18 protein-coding genes are annotated in these 13,942 nt (G+C 63.8%); 6 read left to right on the forward strand and 12 right to left on the reverse strand.

Annotation, left to right across the window (positions count from 1 at the left end):
- Positions 1–72 precede the first annotated feature (72 nt).
- Positions 73–684, reverse strand: a complete 612-nt coding sequence (locus RFM40_RS04135; protein ID WP_320224713.1) for a hypothetical protein — start codon at positions 682–684, stop codon at positions 73–75.
- Positions 685–852: 168 nt separating this feature from the next.
- Positions 853–978 (reverse strand): type B 50S ribosomal protein L36, encoded by a 126-nt coding sequence (gene ykgO / locus RFM40_RS04140; protein ID WP_040974291.1) that lies wholly within the window; start codon positions 976–978, stop codon positions 853–855.
- Between the two features lie 243 nt (positions 979–1,221).
- On the opposite strand from ykgO, the gene RFM40_RS04145 reads away from it, so the two are divergent.
- The gene (locus RFM40_RS04145) at positions 1,222–1,644 is read left to right on the forward strand and encodes a lysozyme inhibitor LprI family protein (RefSeq protein WP_320277172.1); all 423 of its coding nucleotides are present in this window, start codon (positions 1,222–1,224) and stop codon (positions 1,642–1,644) included.
- A gap of 9 nt (positions 1,645–1,653) precedes the next feature.
- On the opposite strand, the gene RFM40_RS04150 is transcribed toward RFM40_RS04145, so the two are convergent.
- The 3 genes from RFM40_RS04150 to RFM40_RS04160 all read right to left on the reverse strand — a co-directional run bounded on the left by RFM40_RS04150 (position 1,654) and on the right by RFM40_RS04160 (position 4,072).
- Positions 1,654–2,730, reverse strand: a complete 1,077-nt coding sequence (locus RFM40_RS04150) for a 5-(carboxyamino)imidazole ribonucleotide synthase (protein WP_320224711.1) — start codon at positions 2,728–2,730, stop codon at positions 1,654–1,656.
- Positions 2,727–3,224, reverse strand: coding sequence for a 5-(carboxyamino)imidazole ribonucleotide mutase (gene purE / locus RFM40_RS04155; protein WP_320223512.1), 498 nt, complete (start codon positions 3,222–3,224; stop codon positions 2,727–2,729). The genes RFM40_RS04150 and purE overlap by 4 nt, the downstream gene beginning before the upstream one ends.
- Positions 3,225–3,322: 98 nt before the next feature.
- Positions 3,323–4,072 carry an SDR family NAD(P)-dependent oxidoreductase gene (locus RFM40_RS04160; protein WP_320277173.1) on the reverse strand — a complete coding sequence of 250 codons (750 nt, stop codon included), beginning with the start codon at positions 4,070–4,072 and terminating at the stop codon, positions 3,323–3,325.
- A gap of 98 nt (positions 4,073–4,170) precedes the next feature.
- On the opposite strand from RFM40_RS04160, the gene RFM40_RS04165 reads away from it, so the two are divergent.
- Positions 4,171–5,064, forward strand: a complete 894-nt coding sequence (locus tag RFM40_RS04165; RefSeq protein ID WP_320224709.1) for a LysR family transcriptional regulator — start codon at positions 4,171–4,173, stop codon at positions 5,062–5,064.
- A 13-nt stretch (positions 5,065–5,077) separates the two neighbouring features.
- On the opposite strand, the gene RFM40_RS04170 is transcribed toward RFM40_RS04165, so the two are convergent.
- The 6 genes from RFM40_RS04170 to RFM40_RS04195 form a co-directional block, all read right to left on the reverse strand.
- The gene (locus RFM40_RS04170) at positions 5,078–6,283 is read right to left on the reverse strand and encodes an aminotransferase class V-fold PLP-dependent enzyme (protein ID WP_320277174.1); all 1,206 of its coding nucleotides are present in this window, start codon (positions 6,281–6,283) and stop codon (positions 5,078–5,080) included.
- Between the two features lie 20 nt (positions 6,284–6,303).
- The gene (locus tag RFM40_RS04175; RefSeq protein ID WP_067001934.1) at positions 6,304–6,765 is read right to left on the reverse strand and encodes a RidA family protein; all 462 of its coding nucleotides are present in this window, start codon (positions 6,763–6,765) and stop codon (positions 6,304–6,306) included.
- Between the two features lie 38 nt (positions 6,766–6,803).
- Entirely contained in the window at positions 6,804–7,598 is a 795-nt protein-coding gene (locus RFM40_RS04180; protein WP_320277175.1) for an amino acid ABC transporter ATP-binding protein, read from the reverse strand.
- A gap of 4 nt (positions 7,599–7,602) precedes the next feature.
- The gene (locus RFM40_RS04185; RefSeq protein ID WP_126091503.1) at positions 7,603–8,253 is read right to left on the reverse strand and encodes an amino acid ABC transporter permease; all 651 of its coding nucleotides are present in this window, start codon (positions 8,251–8,253) and stop codon (positions 7,603–7,605) included.
- The gene (locus RFM40_RS04190) at positions 8,253–8,918 is read right to left on the reverse strand and encodes an amino acid ABC transporter permease (RefSeq protein ID WP_320224706.1); all 666 of its coding nucleotides are present in this window, start codon (positions 8,916–8,918) and stop codon (positions 8,253–8,255) included. The genes RFM40_RS04185 and RFM40_RS04190 overlap by 1 nt, the downstream gene beginning before the upstream one ends.
- Positions 8,919–9,039: 121 nt before the next feature.
- Entirely contained in the window at positions 9,040–9,912 is an 873-nt protein-coding gene (locus RFM40_RS04195) for a transporter substrate-binding protein (protein ID WP_430691637.1), read from the reverse strand.
- Positions 9,913–10,039: 127 nt separating this feature from the next.
- Between RFM40_RS04195 and RFM40_RS04200 the strand changes: the two genes are divergently transcribed.
- Complete coding sequence (locus RFM40_RS04200) at positions 10,040–10,840, forward strand: IclR family transcriptional regulator (protein ID WP_320224705.1); 801 nt, start codon at positions 10,040–10,042, stop codon at positions 10,838–10,840.
- A 17-nt stretch (positions 10,841–10,857) separates the two neighbouring features.
- Here the strand turns inward: RFM40_RS04200 and RFM40_RS04205 are convergent, their stop codons facing one another.
- Positions 10,858–11,061, reverse strand: coding sequence for a YdcH family protein (locus RFM40_RS04205; protein ID WP_027166663.1), 204 nt, complete (start codon positions 11,059–11,061; stop codon positions 10,858–10,860).
- A gap of 252 nt (positions 11,062–11,313) precedes the next feature.
- Here RFM40_RS04205 and RFM40_RS04210 point away from each other — a divergent pair, with 252 nt between their 5' ends.
- The 3 genes from RFM40_RS04210 (at position 11,314) to RFM40_RS04220 (ending at position 13,846) form a co-directional block, all read left to right on the forward strand.
- On the forward strand, positions 11,314–11,493 hold the full coding sequence (locus RFM40_RS04210; protein WP_320223519.1) for a YdcH family protein: 180 nt from the start codon (positions 11,314–11,316) through the stop codon (positions 11,491–11,493).
- 243 nt (positions 11,494–11,736) lie between these two features.
- Positions 11,737–12,987 carry a flavodoxin-dependent (E)-4-hydroxy-3-methylbut-2-enyl-diphosphate synthase gene (ispG, locus tag RFM40_RS04215; protein ID WP_320277176.1) on the forward strand — a complete coding sequence of 417 codons (1,251 nt, stop codon included), beginning with the start codon at positions 11,737–11,739 and terminating at the stop codon, positions 12,985–12,987.
- Positions 12,988–12,991: 4 nt separating this feature from the next.
- A complete protein-coding gene (locus RFM40_RS04220) occupies positions 12,992–13,846 on the forward strand; it encodes a lytic transglycosylase domain-containing protein (protein WP_320277177.1) in 855 nt (284 codons plus the stop codon).
- Positions 13,847–13,942 lie beyond the last annotated feature (96 nt).

Below are 13,942 nucleotides of genomic sequence, written 5' to 3' on the forward strand. Positions count from 1 at the left end.
GGGAATAGGGGAATAGGGGAATGAGGTGTTCCCAGGCCAATCTCTGCCCCACTCCCTTACTCCCTTAAATAGTCAAATGCCCTCACCTGCCAGCTCTTCCGACAGTGTCGAGACCTGATCCTGGGCGCTGCGCATCATCGGATAGATGGTAAGCACTTTCTGCCAGGCTTCCAGCGCCGACTGCTTATGGCCGGTCTCGGCCATGATCTGCGCCAGGCCGGAAAGGGCGCCGAAATGGCGGGGCTCGAGCTGCAGGGTGTGGTCGATGTCCGACATCGACTTCCCATAGTTCTTCATCAGGAAATGCACCGTGGCGCGGCGGTTCCAGCCCTCGGCATAATCGGGCTGCAGGGTCACGACCTGGTCGAGGAAATCGAGCGCGACGTCAAATTTCTGGTCTTCCGTCGCCTTTTGCGCCCATTGCATCATCAGGTCGATCGAGGCGCTGCCGGACTGGCTCCACTCATTCCAGATACGGCCGGCGATGCGTTCGGCGGCCTTTTCGTTGCGCTCGCGTCTGAGATCGCCAAAGAGCTGGTCTAGCCGTCCCTGCCTGGTCGAGGCGGCCGGTGGCGGTGTGATGGCGGGCGGCGGCGTCGCGGCGGGCGGCTTGGCAAGCTCCTCAGCCCATACGGGCTTGCCGAAGAGGAGCAGGGCGGCGAAAGAAGCAAAAAGAATCCGCATCGCCGGAATCTAATGCCGGACGGCGGATCGTCAAAATGATTTTAGCGTGAGAGGCCGGCGAACCGGCAATCAACATCAAACGGCGCGGCCCGTCTTTGTCTGATGCATGTCGTCCCCCCAAAACCGCTGGGCACTTTTGGGCGACATGCATCAAGCCGCGCGCAAGCGTCAGCCCTGGCGCGCCTTATAGCGCGGAGCGGTCTTGTTGATGATGTAGATGCGTCCCTTGCGGCGAACCAGCCGGTTGTCGCGGTGACGCGCCTTGAGCGCCTTGAGCGAATTCTTGATCTTCATGGTCTTGCCTGTTCGGTCGGGGCCCGGTCCCGGGCCGAATTTTAAAGGCGCGCCCGGAAAAAGCGCGCCTTTGAACTTGCGTGGCTCATAAACGAGGAGCCTTGCCCCTGTCAACCGCAAGGGCGCAACTCTGATACCGCAACCGGCGCGCTCATCAAATATTCGCCATCCGGATCGCGCCGCATTGCGCGACTCAAGGTAGGCTGGAATGCTGGCACGACGCAAAGCGATTGGAGATCCAGCATGCGCCGTCTTTTTCTGTCAGCCGGCCTCGTCCTGCTGGCAACCATTCCGGCCGCTTGGGGACAAGAATGCGACCGCAATGACGACAGCCAGTCGATGATGACCATCTGCGCCAACACCGACTATGAGGCAGCCGACGCCAAGCTCAACGCCGCCTACAAGGAGATCGTCGGCGGCAATGACGAGAAGGCCAACAAGCTGCTGCAAACGGCGCAACGCGCCTGGATCGCCTTCCGCGATGCCGAATGCGCCTATTCGACCGCCGACAGCGAGGGCGGCTCCATCCATCCGATGGAGGTCTCGGAGTGCCTGACGGAGATCACCAACCAGCGCACAAAACAGCTCACCTCAGGCCCCAATTGCCAGGACGGCGATCCCAGCTGCGCCAGCCCGGATGAAGGCGAAGACCAGGATATGCAGTGATCGCCAGAGTCAGCGGAATGGGCTGACCCGCGTGAAATGGCCCATCTTGCGGCCGGGGCGCGACTCGGCCTTGCCGTAAAGATGCAGCATCACGTCGGGCTCGGCGAGCAGCGCCGGCACCTTCTGCATATCGTCGCCGATCAGGTTTTCCATCACGCAATCGGAATGCCGCGCCGGTGAGCCCAGCGGCAGGCCGGCGACGGCGCGGATGTGCTGCTCGAACTGCGAGACGACGCAGGCGGCTTCCGTCCAGTGACCGGAATTGTGGACGCGCGGCGCCAGCTCATTGGCCAGCACAGAACCGTCGGCGAGGACAAAGAACTCGACGCCGATGACGCCGACATAGTCGAGCGCCGAGACGATTTTGGCTGCCGCTTCTTTCGCCGCCGAGGCGGTTTCCGGACCGATGCCGGCCGGCAATGTCGACGTTCGCAGGATGCCTTCGCGGTGGACGTTCTCCGCTGGATCGTAGGCGGCGATGCTTCCGTCAAGCCCTCGCGCGGCAATCACCGAAATCTCGCGCTCGAAGGCGACCAGCGATTCGAGAATCAACGGCACATTGCCCATCGCCTCGCAGGTGCCGGCAAAGCCGCCGGTTTCCATATTGCGGAAGACGCGCTGGCCCTTGCCGTCATAGCCCAGGCGGCGCGTCTTCAAAACGCCGCTGCCGTTGAACTTCTTCAGCGCCGCGGTCAGCTGGTCGTCATTGTCGATGGGGCAGAATTGCGCCGTCGGAATACCGATGCCGTTCAGGAAGCTTTTTTCGGTCACGCGATCCTGCGCGACCTCGAGCGCGCGGGCGGGCGGATAGACGGGAACGCGCGCGGCGAGCGTCTCGGCCGCCGCAACCGGGACGTTTTCGAACTCATAGGTGACGACGGCGCTGGCGGCGGCCAATTCGGCAAGCGCCGTCGGATCATCATAGGCGGCGATAATCTGCCGGTTGGCGACCTGCGCCGCCGGGCAATTGGCCTGCGGCTCCAGCACGATGGTACGGTAGCCGAGGCGGGCGGCGGCCATCGCCAGCATGCGGCCGAGCTGGCCGCCGCCGATGATGCCGATAGCCGATCCCGGAGCGAGATTCACGGCGTGTCCGCCGGCTCGGCGGCGACCTTGGCGGTCTGGGCGGCGCGCCAGGCGTCGAGCCTGGCGGCGAGTTTTTCGTCGTTGAGCGCGAGCACCGCCGCGGCGAGAAGCGCCGCGTTGGCCGCGCCCGCCTTGCCGATCGCCAAAGTGCCGACCGGAATGCCGGCCGGCATCTGCACGATGGAGAGCAGCGAATCCTGGCCGGACAGCGCCTTGGATTCGACTGGAACGCCGAAGACCGGCAGCGGCGTCATCGCCGCCGTCATGCCGGGCAGGTGCGCCGCGCCGCCGGCGCCGGCGATGATCACCTTGTAGCCGGCAGCTTTGGCGCCCTTGGCGAATTCATAGAGACGGTCTGGCGTGCGGTGCGCGGAAACGATCAGCCGCCTGTGCGGAATGCCCAGCGCGTCCAGCGTTTCGGCCGCCTGGCGCATCGTCGCCCAGTCGGACTGGCTGCCCATGATGATGGCGACGTCGGCACGCTGATCGGTCAAGGTTTCGCTCCCGGCGGCAAAGGCGCGCCATAGCGGAATTCACCGACAGCCGCAAGGATTCGGACGCGTTTGGGCGCGATCGATGCTCCGGCTGACGCCTATCGCCAGCCACCAGAGGCGGCAATGCGCTCGCCGGTCAGCCACGACGCATCATCGGAAGCGAGAAAGACCGCAACTCGGGCGACATCATCGGGCTGGCCGAAACGGCCGAGCGGGGTCTTCGCAATAATTTCCTTTTCGAACTCGCTGCCCACGACGCCAACCCGTTTCAGCCCCTCGGTGTCGACGCCACCCGGAGCGATTGCGTTGACGCGGATGTTGCGAGCTCCGAGTTCCCGGGACATCGACAGCGTGATCGAATCCACCGCACTCTTGGTTGCGGCATAGATGAGCGAATTGGGTTGCGGGTTCAGGCTGGCTATCGAGCTGATGTTGATGACACTGCCGCCCGCTGGGCCGAAATGTTTCGCCGCTTCCTGGATGGTCAGGATCGTACCCAGCACATTGGTGTCAAACTGGCGGTGGAACTCGGCCTCGGTTACGGCTTCCAGCGGCTGGAACTCGAACACGCCTGCATTGTTGACTAGGATGTCGATGGTGCCGAACGCCGACTTCGCCGCCTCAAAGAGGCGGCGCATGTCGTCACCCAGCGAGACGTCGCCCTGGATGGCCATCGCCCGGCCGCCGCCTTCCTTGATCTCGGCAACGATGCGGTCAGCACCTTCCTTGGAAGTGGCGTAGTTGACGACCACGGCAGCGCCGGCTGCCGCCAATCCTCTGGCGATGGCGGCGCCGATGCCTTTCGATGCGCCGGTGACGATCGCGACCTTTTCGGCCAGTCTGCTCATCAAATCTCTCCTTGTGTTGATGATGAGCCGTATCTGGTGATGATCGGAAGGCGTATTAGGATCAGCCTGATCATTTCTTTCATGCCTGGAATTCTGGAATGACGACAATCCTCGAAAAGACTGCCGGTCTTGTCGCCTTCGTGCGCACAGTCGATGCCGGTTCGTTTCACGCTGCCAGCCGACTGCTCGGCTCCAGCCCGTCGGCGGTATCGAAAAGCGTGGCGCGGCTGGAACGGCGGCTGGGCGTGCGATTGGTCCAACGCTCGACGCGCCGCCTCGGCCTGACCAGCGAAGGCATTGCCTATTACGAGCGGGTCGCGCCGCTGCTGAGGGCGCTCGACGACGCCGAAGATATCGTCCAGATGGCCGATACGGCGCGGGGCCTGCTGCGAGTCACCGCACCCGTCGAGCTCGGGCGCGGCCTGATCGCCTCATGGGCGCAGCACTTTCTATCGCAACATAGCGAGCTGAAACTGGAGCTCAGCGTCACCGACCGCCATGCCGACCTGATCCGTGAGGGCTACGACATGGCGGTGCGAATAGGCGACCTGTCCGACACCGGTCTCGTCGCCCGCAAGATCGCCAATCTGCCGATCGTGCTGGTCGCCGCGCCCGTCTATATCGAGCGGCTGGGTCAGCCAGCCTCGATCGATGGACTGCAGGATCACCACTTCATCCGCCACCAGATGGCAGGGCGGCCCTATCCCGTCACTTTCGCGAATGGCACACAAGTCGTGCCGAACGGGCGCTTCGACACCGACGACGGTGGCGCCATCCGGCAGGCGGCGCTTGCCGGAGCCGGCATCGCTCATCTGATGCAGTTTGCGGTGCAGGATGATCTCGATGCCGGTCGCCTGGTTCGCATCCTGCCCGGGGCGGCGATGCCGACCATGCCAGTCCATATCGTGCATGCGTTCGGGCGACAACTGCCGGTCAGGGCCCGCCTGTTCGTTGATTTCCTCGCAGGCAGGATGGCTGCACTGTCGAAGTAGTTGCAGGCGGGTGCTAGTCCGGCCAGCGCAGCGCGCCGGCTGAATCCTTCCGCGCCGCTTTCATGGCGTCGGCCGGCCGCTCCTTTGCGGTCAGCACGGCGCGCAGTTGCTCGACCACGATCTCCGCCTCGCCGGGATGGAGGTTGCACGGGTCGAGGAAGAAATGGCCGCGCTCGACCTCGTGGTTGCGCACGATGACGGGCGGCGAGCCGGCGGCTAAAGCCGAGGCGAGGCCGGCGGCGGTGAAACGGCTTTCCGGGCGCACGAAGACCTGCAGCCGATCGAGCGGATTGGTCGTCGGATCGGGGATGATCTGGGCGCCGATGCCGGGAATGGCCTGCAGCGCTTCCTTCCACAGATTGAGCGCCGCTTCCTCGCGCTTGCGTATGCCGGCATGGTCGCGCTTCTCCCAGGCGTCCAGCGCCGCCATGGTGCCGGCGATGCTTTCCTTGCCGACCTTCATGGCGCGGGCGACGCCGCGGTTCTGCAGATAGGCGGCACGCACCAGGTCCTTGCGGCCGGTGACGATGCCGCTGGTCGGGCCGCTAAGGAATTTATGGCCGCTGTAGACGACGATGTCGGCGCCGCGCGCGAGAAAGCTCCGCAAATCGTATTCAGAGGCGGCGTCGACGATCACCGGAATGTTTTTGGCGTGACAAATCTCGCAGAATTCCTCCAGCGAAAGCATGCCGTACTGCACGGTGTGATGCGCGACGACGTAGAGCGCTGCCGCCGTGCGCTCGTTGATCGCCTCGCGTACGTGATAATCCTGCGTGACGCTGACGGTGCCGGCTGGGATCACCTTGGCGCCGGCGACGCGGATCGACTGGTCGATCGGCGCGCCGTAATTGACGATATGGCCGAGCTGGATGACAACCTCGGACTTCAGCCCTTCGGTGTCGTCCGGCAGGCGTTCGATCGCCAAAAGGTTCGTTCCGGTCATCGCGCCGGCAATCGCCATGGTGATGCCTGAGGCGCAGCAGGCGGTGATGAAGCCCGCCTCGCCGCCGGTCAGGCGCGCCACGACCGCGCTCGCAGCGCGCTGCAAATCGTCCATCTCCACCCATTGCGAGGCGATCTCGGTCATCGCGCTGATCGCCTCGGGAACGATGATCGAAGCGCCAAGCGATGTCATCGTGCCGGAGACGTTGATGATCGGCCTCAGCCCCAGCCGCTCGCGGATCGTGGTGTTGGAGCCGGTGTCGGAATAGGTCTTCATTTGAGTGGACTCCATGAAAGTCAGGCGGCGATCTCGACGACCGCTTCGATTTCGACGGTGATGTTTCCAGGCAGCGAGCCGACGCCGATCGCCGAGCGCGCATGGCCGCCGATCTTGTCGAAGACGTCGGCGAAGAGGTCGGAGCAGCCGTTGACCACTTTGGGATGGTCGCTGAAGGTCGGCGTCGCGTTGACGAAGCCGAGCAGCTTGACGACGCGCACGATACGGCCGAGGTCGCCCGCCGCCGCATGCATGACGGCAAGCAGGTTGAGGCCGGTGAGGCGGGCATGCTCATAGGCCTGCTCGACGGTTACGTCCTCGCCGACCTTACCCGTGCAAAGCGTGCCGTCGGCGCGCAGCGGCCCTTGCCCGGACAGGAAGATCAGCCGGCCGCTCTCGGCATGGGTGACGAAGTTGGCGATGGGCGTCGGCGGCTCGGGCAGCGTCAGGCCGAGTTCGGCGAGCCGGGTATAAGGCGTCATGGAAGAGTGCTCCTTGGATGGCTTTATGCCATCCGATTTCAAAAATGCGAGGCGCGGAAGCGCGCCAGAAAGGTGCGGAGGCGTTCGTTGGTGGTCTCCGCGGCGAGAACCTCTTTCGGCGGCCCTACGGCGCTGACGCCGCCATCGGCCATGAAAACGATGCGGCTGGACGCATCGCGGGCGAAGGCCATTTCATGCGTGACCATCACCATCGTCATGCCGTCTTCGGCCAGGCTCTTCACCACGGCCAGCACTTCGCCGACGAGTTCGGGATCGAGCGCCGAGGTGATCTCGTCGAGCAGCAGGATCTTCGGTTCCATGGCAACGGCGCGGGCAATGCCGACGCGCTGCTGCTGGCCGCCGGACAATTCGGCGGGAAGGCTGTCGGCCTTGTGGGCGAGGCCGACGCGTCCCAGCCAGTGTTCGGCGATCGAACGCGCTTCCGAATTGCTCTTGCCGCGCACCTTGGTGAGGCCAAGCATGATGTTGCCGGCCGCCGTCAGATGTGGGAACAGGTTGAAGCTCTGGAACACCATGCCGGTCTCGGCGCGCATGCTGGCCAAGTCGCGCTCGCTGCGCTGCAGGCGCGTGCCGCCGTCGCGAAAACCGACCTCCTTGCCGTCGATGCGGATGGAACCGCTGTCATAGCTTTCGAGGAAGTTGACGCAGCGCAGCAGCGTAGTCTTGCCGCTGCCGGACGGGCCGATGACGGTGACGACCTCGCCCTTCGCCACCTTGAGGCTGACCGAACGCAGCACCTCGACGGAGCCGAAGGATTTCGAGACCTCGGAAATGTCGAGAAGCGCTGGGCTGTTGTTCGAACTGGTGGCCATCGTGCTATTCCCGGATGAAGGCAAAGCGCTGCTCCAGCCGGCGGCTGGCGTAAGAAAGCGCGTAGTTGACGGCGAAATAGAGGAGGGCGCCGAGGATATAGAGCGGCATCGCCTCATAAGTGCGGCCGATGACCTGGTTGATGGCCTGCATCAGATCGGTGATGCCGAGCAGCGAAACCAGCGCGCTGCCTTTCACCGCGTCGGTGACGCCGTTGATCCAGGGCGGCAGGAAGCGGCGGAAGGCCTGCGGGAAGATGACGTAGGCGAGCCGCTGGCGGAAGGTCAGGCCGATCGCCATCGCCGCTTCCGACTGTCCCTTTGGAATGGAAGCGACCGCCCCGCGCAGATATTCGACGACCTGCGCGGTCTTGAACAGAGTGAGCGCCAGCACCGCGGCCCAGAAGGACTGGAGATGCACGCCGACCGCCGGCAGGCCGTAATAAACGAAGAAGATCAGCACCAGGATCGGGATGCCGCGAATGGTGTCGCTGAAGATACGCACCGCCCAGCGCAGCGGCGCCGGTCCGTAGACGAGGCCGACGCCGAGGATGACACCGGCAATCAGCGACAGCACCACAACCAGCAAGGACACCCAGAGCGTCAGCGCGAAGCCTTCGGCGAGGAACGGCAGGGCATAGGCGATCTGGCTCAGCATCAGCGCGCCGTCCTGTACCAGCGCTCGACAAGCCGCAGCGCGAAGAGCAGGGCGTAGCCCGTCACCAGATACATCGCCGTCACCACGAGATAGACCTCGACGATGCGGAAAGTGTTGAAGTTGATCCACTGCGCGCCATAGGTCAGCTCGGGCACCGAGATGACGGACGCGACGGACGTGTCCTTGAACAGCGAGATGAAGGTGTTGGAGAGCGCCGGCAGCGTGATGCGCATCATCGTTGGCAGGCGCACATGGATAAGCCGCTGCCAGGGCGTCAGGCCGATCGCCTTGCCGGCGTCGATCTGGCCGCGCGGCACGGCCTCGAGACCAGAGCGAAACACCTCGACCAGATAGGCGCCGCTGTAGAGCGCAAGGGTCGCAACGAATGAGGTCTGCGCGCTGTAGGCGAGATCGACGACGGTCGGCAGGCCGTAGAAGACCAGATAGACCAGCAGGATCAGCGGCACGTTGCGGATGAATTCGACGTAAGCCGCGATGATGGCGCGCACGACGCGCCCGGCCGAGACGTACCAGACCGCCAGCACCAGGCCGATGACGATGCCGATGGTGATCGAGATCAAGGCAAGCTCGAGGCTGAGCAGCAGCCCGCCCGAAAGCTTGTCGAAATGCCGCCAGATCAGGTTGAAATTGAGCGTGTAGCCCATGCGTCCGTCTCAATGGCCCAGTGACGAGCCTAAGGATTCGCCGCCGCGGCAGCCTTGTCGAGGAGTAACAGCGAAAGGATGCTTTCGGCACCCTTCCGCCGGCTGTGTCAGATGGGCTTTGTCAGATCACCGGGAAGCCCGGGTGACGCGGCGGCGGCTCCTGACCGAAATACTCCTTGAAGGCCGCATCGTAGAGCGCCGTTTCATGGCCGAACATGGCGATGGTGAAGGTCTGGTTGACATAGGTCAGCCAGTCGAGATCGCCCTGGCGGACTGCCGCGCCGTAAAGCATCGAATACCAGCTCTTGCCGGCATCGAAATATTTGTCGGGATTGCGCGAGGCGAGCCAGCGCACGGTAGAGAGGTCGACCGCGGCGGCGTCGACGCGCTTGGATTCCAGCGCCTGCAAGACGTTGGCCTGGGTGTCGATCTGCATCACCTGCGCCTGCGGCAGGGCAAAATGCACCGAGTTTTCGGCATCGACATTCTGCAGGATCGAGATACGTGTGGCCGAACCCGCCGCAAGCAGCTTGTCGAAGGTCTTGTTCTCGGAGCCGGGCAGCGTCAGCAGCGCAACGCCTTCGACATAGTATGGCCGCGAGAAGTGGATCAGCTGCGAGCGCTGCGCGGTCATGGTCATGAACTGGATGGTGATGTCGACCTTGTTGGTGGTGACGTTCGGGATGCGCTGTGCCGGATCCTGCATGACGAACTCAACCTTGGTCGGATCGTCGAAAAGACCCTTGGCGAGGATGCGGCCCATGGTGATGTCCATGCCGACCAGCTCGCCGGCATCGTTCTCGAAATGCCAGGGCGCATTGGTGCTGCCGGTGCCGACGATCAGCTTGCCGCGGTCGAGCGCGGTGCGCAGCACGCTGTCGGATGCAGCCTGCGCGGCCGCCTTCTCGGCGCTGACTGCGGTGAGCGCGCCGGCGGTGGCCAATCCTGCCATTCCCAATTTCAGAAAATCACGTCTGCCGGATGTGTCGTTCACGGCGACCTCCTTTGATGGTTATTCCCCAATGAAGCAGCGATGCATGCGCCGATGGTCGATAGGTGTTGTCTCTTATAAGAGACGCATGTATCCTGTACAAGACAGATACTAGCATTAGGAATCGACAATGCAAGACGGCGAAACGCTGAGCGAGTGGCCAGCTGTTGGCACGGACGAAGAGAAGCCCGCGAACTCGCGCGAAAAGGGCCTCAACCGCGTGCTGCACATTCTGGAGTTCCTGCATGCCACGCAGCGCGCGATCGGCATCGGCGAGTTGGCCAAGGGGCTCAACGCCCCGCGCTCGACGACCTACACGCTGGTGCGCGAGCTGGTCGATGCCGGCCTGCTGGAGATGGCCGGCGACGGCAATCGCGTCTATTTCGGCAAGAAGCTCTACCTCTATGGAATGGCCTATATGCGCGGCAACGACCTGTTGCGGCGCGGACGGCAGGAGGTCGACATGCTGTCGCGCGAGACGGGCGAGACCTCGGAGCTGTGCATGCTGCAGAGCGGCCGCTACACGATCGTCCATTCAAGCCCGGGCACCCGACCGTTCCGGATCAGCTCCGCCACCGGCCTGCAGATACCGCTGCCCTGGACAGCTTCCGGCCGGCTGCTGCTCGCCGGCCTCGAACGCAATCGGATCGAAGCCATGATCTCCGAGGAGGATCTCGTACTGCCGGACGGCCGCAAGATCGAGCTCGACGACTTCATCGAAGACATCGGAAAGGCCCGCGTCACCGGCTATTGCGTGACGTCGGGCCTTGTCGACGCCTACACCAAATGCCTGGCGGCGCCGGTCTTCTCAGCGCCTGGCAAGGTCGAGGCGACGATGTGCCTGGTGGTCCCTATCGACACGTCGGAGGAGCGGACAGCCGAACTGGTCGCGCTGCTGCGCGAACGCGCGGCAAAGCTCTCGATCTCGTAGCGAAGGAAAGCTGCCGGTCAGGCGATGATGTCGGGGATGATGCGGTCTTCGAGCGCCATCAGCCGGTCCTTCAGCAGAAGCTTCTTCTTCTTCATGCGCTGGATCTGCAGCGGGTCGCAACCCATGGCGATCATCGCATTGATGGCGGCGTCGAAATCGGCGTGTTCCTGTTTGAGCCGGGAATATTCTAGGCGTATCTCAGCCTGTTCCTGTTCGGACATTATCTACCGTCTGCGTATGCGTCGCCCAGGGATGGGCCTTTGGGCGGGGCCGGTGGGGTTTGTGACTTGTCGGTCTTGTCACCGGCGCGCCGCTGATATCACATTTCACATTGTCGTGGAATGCTACCACGCGGCATTCGACATCGAGATTGGTTGGTGGCAAACTGTCATTGTGCCGTCACAGTTGCGACCTGCGGTGGAACGTGTGTGCGACGGCTGCAATCGAGGAAACCATGAAAGGGAGAACCAATCATGTCTCTTGCATCCCATCTTGATGAGCTGCAGCGGAAGCACGGCGACATCGAGCGCGAAATTACCGATGCGATGACGCATCCTTCGGTAGACGACCTCGAGATCGCCAATCTCAAGCGGCGCAAGTTGGCAATCAAGGACGAGATTGAAAAGCTGAAGGCGAAACCGACGGCACACTGAAGCTCCTCTAGGCAACATCACCGCACCCGTCGTGGTGCAACCCACCGGTGGCAAGAAATGCCACCGGCCCGGTGTCTTACGCTGAAATTACCGGGCGCCTCTCACAGCCCGATGTGGTCGATTGAGCCGCACGGCCGCCGATCAAGCGCGGCCGATTTGCGGACCGTGGCTGTCACTTGCCATTGACAAGCCATCTTTGCTCCGCCACCTCATGCCCGGAACTTCCAGATGAAGGCGGCCGGCATGACCGGATATTTTTCTTCTCCTTTCCCGCGCCGGGCATCGGTCGGCGTCGACGTCGGCGGCGTGACGGTCGGCGGCGGCGCGCCGGTCGTCGTGCAGTCGATGACCAACACCGACACCGCCGATGTCGACCAGACCGTCGCCCAGGTCGCGGCGCTCAATCGCGCCGGCTCGGAGATCGTGCGTATCACCGTCGATCGCGACGAGAGCGCTGCCGCCGTGCCGCGCATTCATGAGAGGCTGGCCAGGCTCGGCGTCAACGTGCCGCTGGTCGGCGATTTTCACTATATCGGCCACAAGCTGCTCGCCGATCACCCGGCCTGCGCCGAGGCGCTGGCGAAATACCGCATCAATCCCGGCAATGTCGGCTTCAAGGAGAAGAAGGACCGCCAGTTCGCCGCGATCGTCGAGATGGCGATCAGGTACGACAAGCCGGTGCGCATCGGCGTCAACTGGGGCTCGCTCGACCAGGAGCTTCTGACCCGGCTGATGGACGAGAACCAGGCCCGGGGCTCGCCGCTCACCGCGCAGGAAGTCACCCGCGAGGCGATCGTGCAGTCGGCGATCCTGTCGGCCGAGATGGCGGAAGAGATCGGGCTTGGCCGCGACAAGATCATCCTGTCGGCCAAGGTCAGCGGCGTGCAGGACCTGATCGCCGTCTATACCGCGCTGGCCACGCGCTCCGACCATGCGCTGCATCTTGGCCTGACCGAAGCCGGGATGGGCACGAAAGGCATCGTCGCCTCTTCCGCTGCAATGGGCATCCTCTTGCAGCAAGGCATCGGCGACACCATCCGCATCTCGCTGACGCCCGAGCCGAACGGCGACCGCACGCGCGAGGTGCAGGTCTCGCAGGAACTTTTGCAGACGATGGGCTTCCGGCAGTTCGTGCCGATCGTCGCGGCTTGCCCCGGCTGCGGCCGCACGACGTCCACCGTGTTCCAGGAGCTGGCCCAGAGCATTCAGGCCGACATCCGCAAGAACATGCCGGTGTGGCGCGAAAAATATCCCGGCGTCGAGAACCTCAAGGTCGCTGTGATGGGCTGCATCGTCAATGGCCCGGGCGAATCCAAGCATGCCGATATCGGCATCTCTTTGCCTGGCACCGGCGAGACGCCGACGGCGCCGGTGTTCATCGACGGCAAGAAGGCGGCGACGCTGCGCGGTCCTTCGATCGCACAGGATTTCGAGAAAATGGTCGCCGACTATATCGAGCAGCGGTACGGACACGGCAAAGCCGCCGCGGAATGAGCCCATGCGTCGTTTGTTGAAGGCGACGCTTTTCCTGTTTTTAGGGCTGAACTCGGCCGGCCATGCGCTGGCCGATCCGCCGCAATCGGCCGCCAAACGGCTGATTTCCCGCGTCTGCGACTTGATCGAGACCCAGGCCGAGCAACACCGCCTGCCCAAGGATTTTTTCGCCCGGCTGATCTGGAAGGAGAGCCGCTTCGACCCCAATGCGGTCAGTCCGGTGGGCGCCGAAGGTATCGCGCAGTTCATGCCGGGCACGGCCAAGCTACGCGGGCTTGCCGATCCCTTCGACATCGAGCAGGCCATTCCGGCGTCGGCGAAATATCTTGCCGAGATGAAGGCGGGCTACGGCAATCTCGGCCTCGCCGCGGCCGCCTACAATGCCGGCGAGAACCGGGTGTCGCGTTGGCTCTCCTCCGGCGGCTTCCTGCCGATGGAGACGGAAAGCTATGTCTTCGACGTCATGGGCGAGCCGGTCGACAAGTTTTCCGACGCCGCTTACGCCGGCGCCATCCAGCCGATCGATCCGAAGACGAGCTTCGCTGTCGCCTGCCGCCGGCTGCCGGTGATCATGTCGCGGACGGTCGCCATGGCCTCGATCAACGTCAAGCCGTGGGGCGTGCAGGTGGCCGGCAATTTCCGCCGGTCCGCCGCAATCGGCCAATGGCTGAGGGTGCGTGGGCGGTTCCCGGCCCTGCTGGCCAGCCATGATCCGGTGGTGAGCCGCGTGCGCACGCCGATCGGCCGGCGCGGCATCTATGCGGTCAGGATCGGCGCCGACTCGCGCGCCGAGGCCAACGGCATTTGCAATAAGTTGCAAAGCGTCGGCGGGGCGTGCGTGGTGCTGCGCAACCGGTAGCTTTACGCATCGCAACGAAATTGGAGATGTCGGCGGGACAGCGCCCCCTCTGTCCTGCCGGACATCTCCCCCACAAGGGGGGAGATCGGCCGTCAC

Source organism: Mesorhizobium captivum, assembly GCF_033977165.1.
GTDB classification, from domain to species: domain Bacteria; phylum Pseudomonadota; class Alphaproteobacteria; order Rhizobiales; family Rhizobiaceae; genus Mesorhizobium; species Mesorhizobium captivum.

Excerpts from the sequence above, each read along its gene's own strand:
- RFM40_RS04135 (WP_320224713.1), bottom strand. The coding sequence starts at position 684 with ATGCGGATTCTTTTTGCTTCTTTCGCCGCCCTGCTCCTCTTCGGCAAG.
- ykgO (WP_040974291.1), bottom strand. The coding sequence starts at position 978 with ATGAAGATCAAGAATTCGCTCAAGGCGCTCAAGGCGCGTCACCGCGAC.
- RFM40_RS04145 (WP_320277172.1), top strand. The coding sequence starts at position 1,222 with ATGCGCCGTCTTTTTCTGTCAGCCGGCCTCGTCCTGCTGGCAACCATT.
- RFM40_RS04160 (WP_320277173.1), bottom strand. The coding sequence starts at position 4,072 with ATGAGCAGACTGGCCGAAAAGGTCGCGATCGTCACCGGCGCATCGAAA.
- RFM40_RS04165 (WP_320224709.1), top strand. The coding sequence starts at position 4,171 with ATGACGACAATCCTCGAAAAGACTGCCGGTCTTGTCGCCTTCGTGCGC.
- RFM40_RS04170 (WP_320277174.1), bottom strand. The coding sequence starts at position 6,283 with ATGAAGACCTATTCCGACACCGGCTCCAACACCACGATCCGCGAGCGG.
- RFM40_RS04175 (WP_067001934.1), bottom strand. The coding sequence starts at position 6,765 with ATGACGCCTTATACCCGGCTCGCCGAACTCGGCCTGACGCTGCCCGAG.
- RFM40_RS04180 (WP_320277175.1), bottom strand. The coding sequence starts at position 7,598 with ATGGCCACCAGTTCGAACAACAGCCCAGCGCTTCTCGACATTTCCGAG.
- RFM40_RS04185 (WP_126091503.1), bottom strand. The coding sequence starts at position 8,253 with ATGCTGAGCCAGATCGCCTATGCCCTGCCGTTCCTCGCCGAAGGCTTC.
- RFM40_RS04190 (WP_320224706.1), bottom strand. The coding sequence starts at position 8,918 with ATGGGCTACACGCTCAATTTCAACCTGATCTGGCGGCATTTCGACAAG.
- RFM40_RS04200 (WP_320224705.1), top strand. The coding sequence starts at position 10,040 with ATGCAAGACGGCGAAACGCTGAGCGAGTGGCCAGCTGTTGGCACGGAC.
- RFM40_RS04205 (WP_027166663.1), bottom strand. The coding sequence starts at position 11,061 with ATGTCCGAACAGGAACAGGCTGAGATACGCCTAGAATATTCCCGGCTC.
- RFM40_RS04210 (WP_320223519.1), top strand. The coding sequence starts at position 11,314 with ATGTCTCTTGCATCCCATCTTGATGAGCTGCAGCGGAAGCACGGCGAC.
- ispG (WP_320277176.1), top strand. The coding sequence starts at position 11,737 with ATGACCGGATATTTTTCTTCTCCTTTCCCGCGCCGGGCATCGGTCGGC.
- RFM40_RS04220 (WP_320277177.1), top strand. The coding sequence starts at position 12,992 with ATGCGTCGTTTGTTGAAGGCGACGCTTTTCCTGTTTTTAGGGCTGAAC.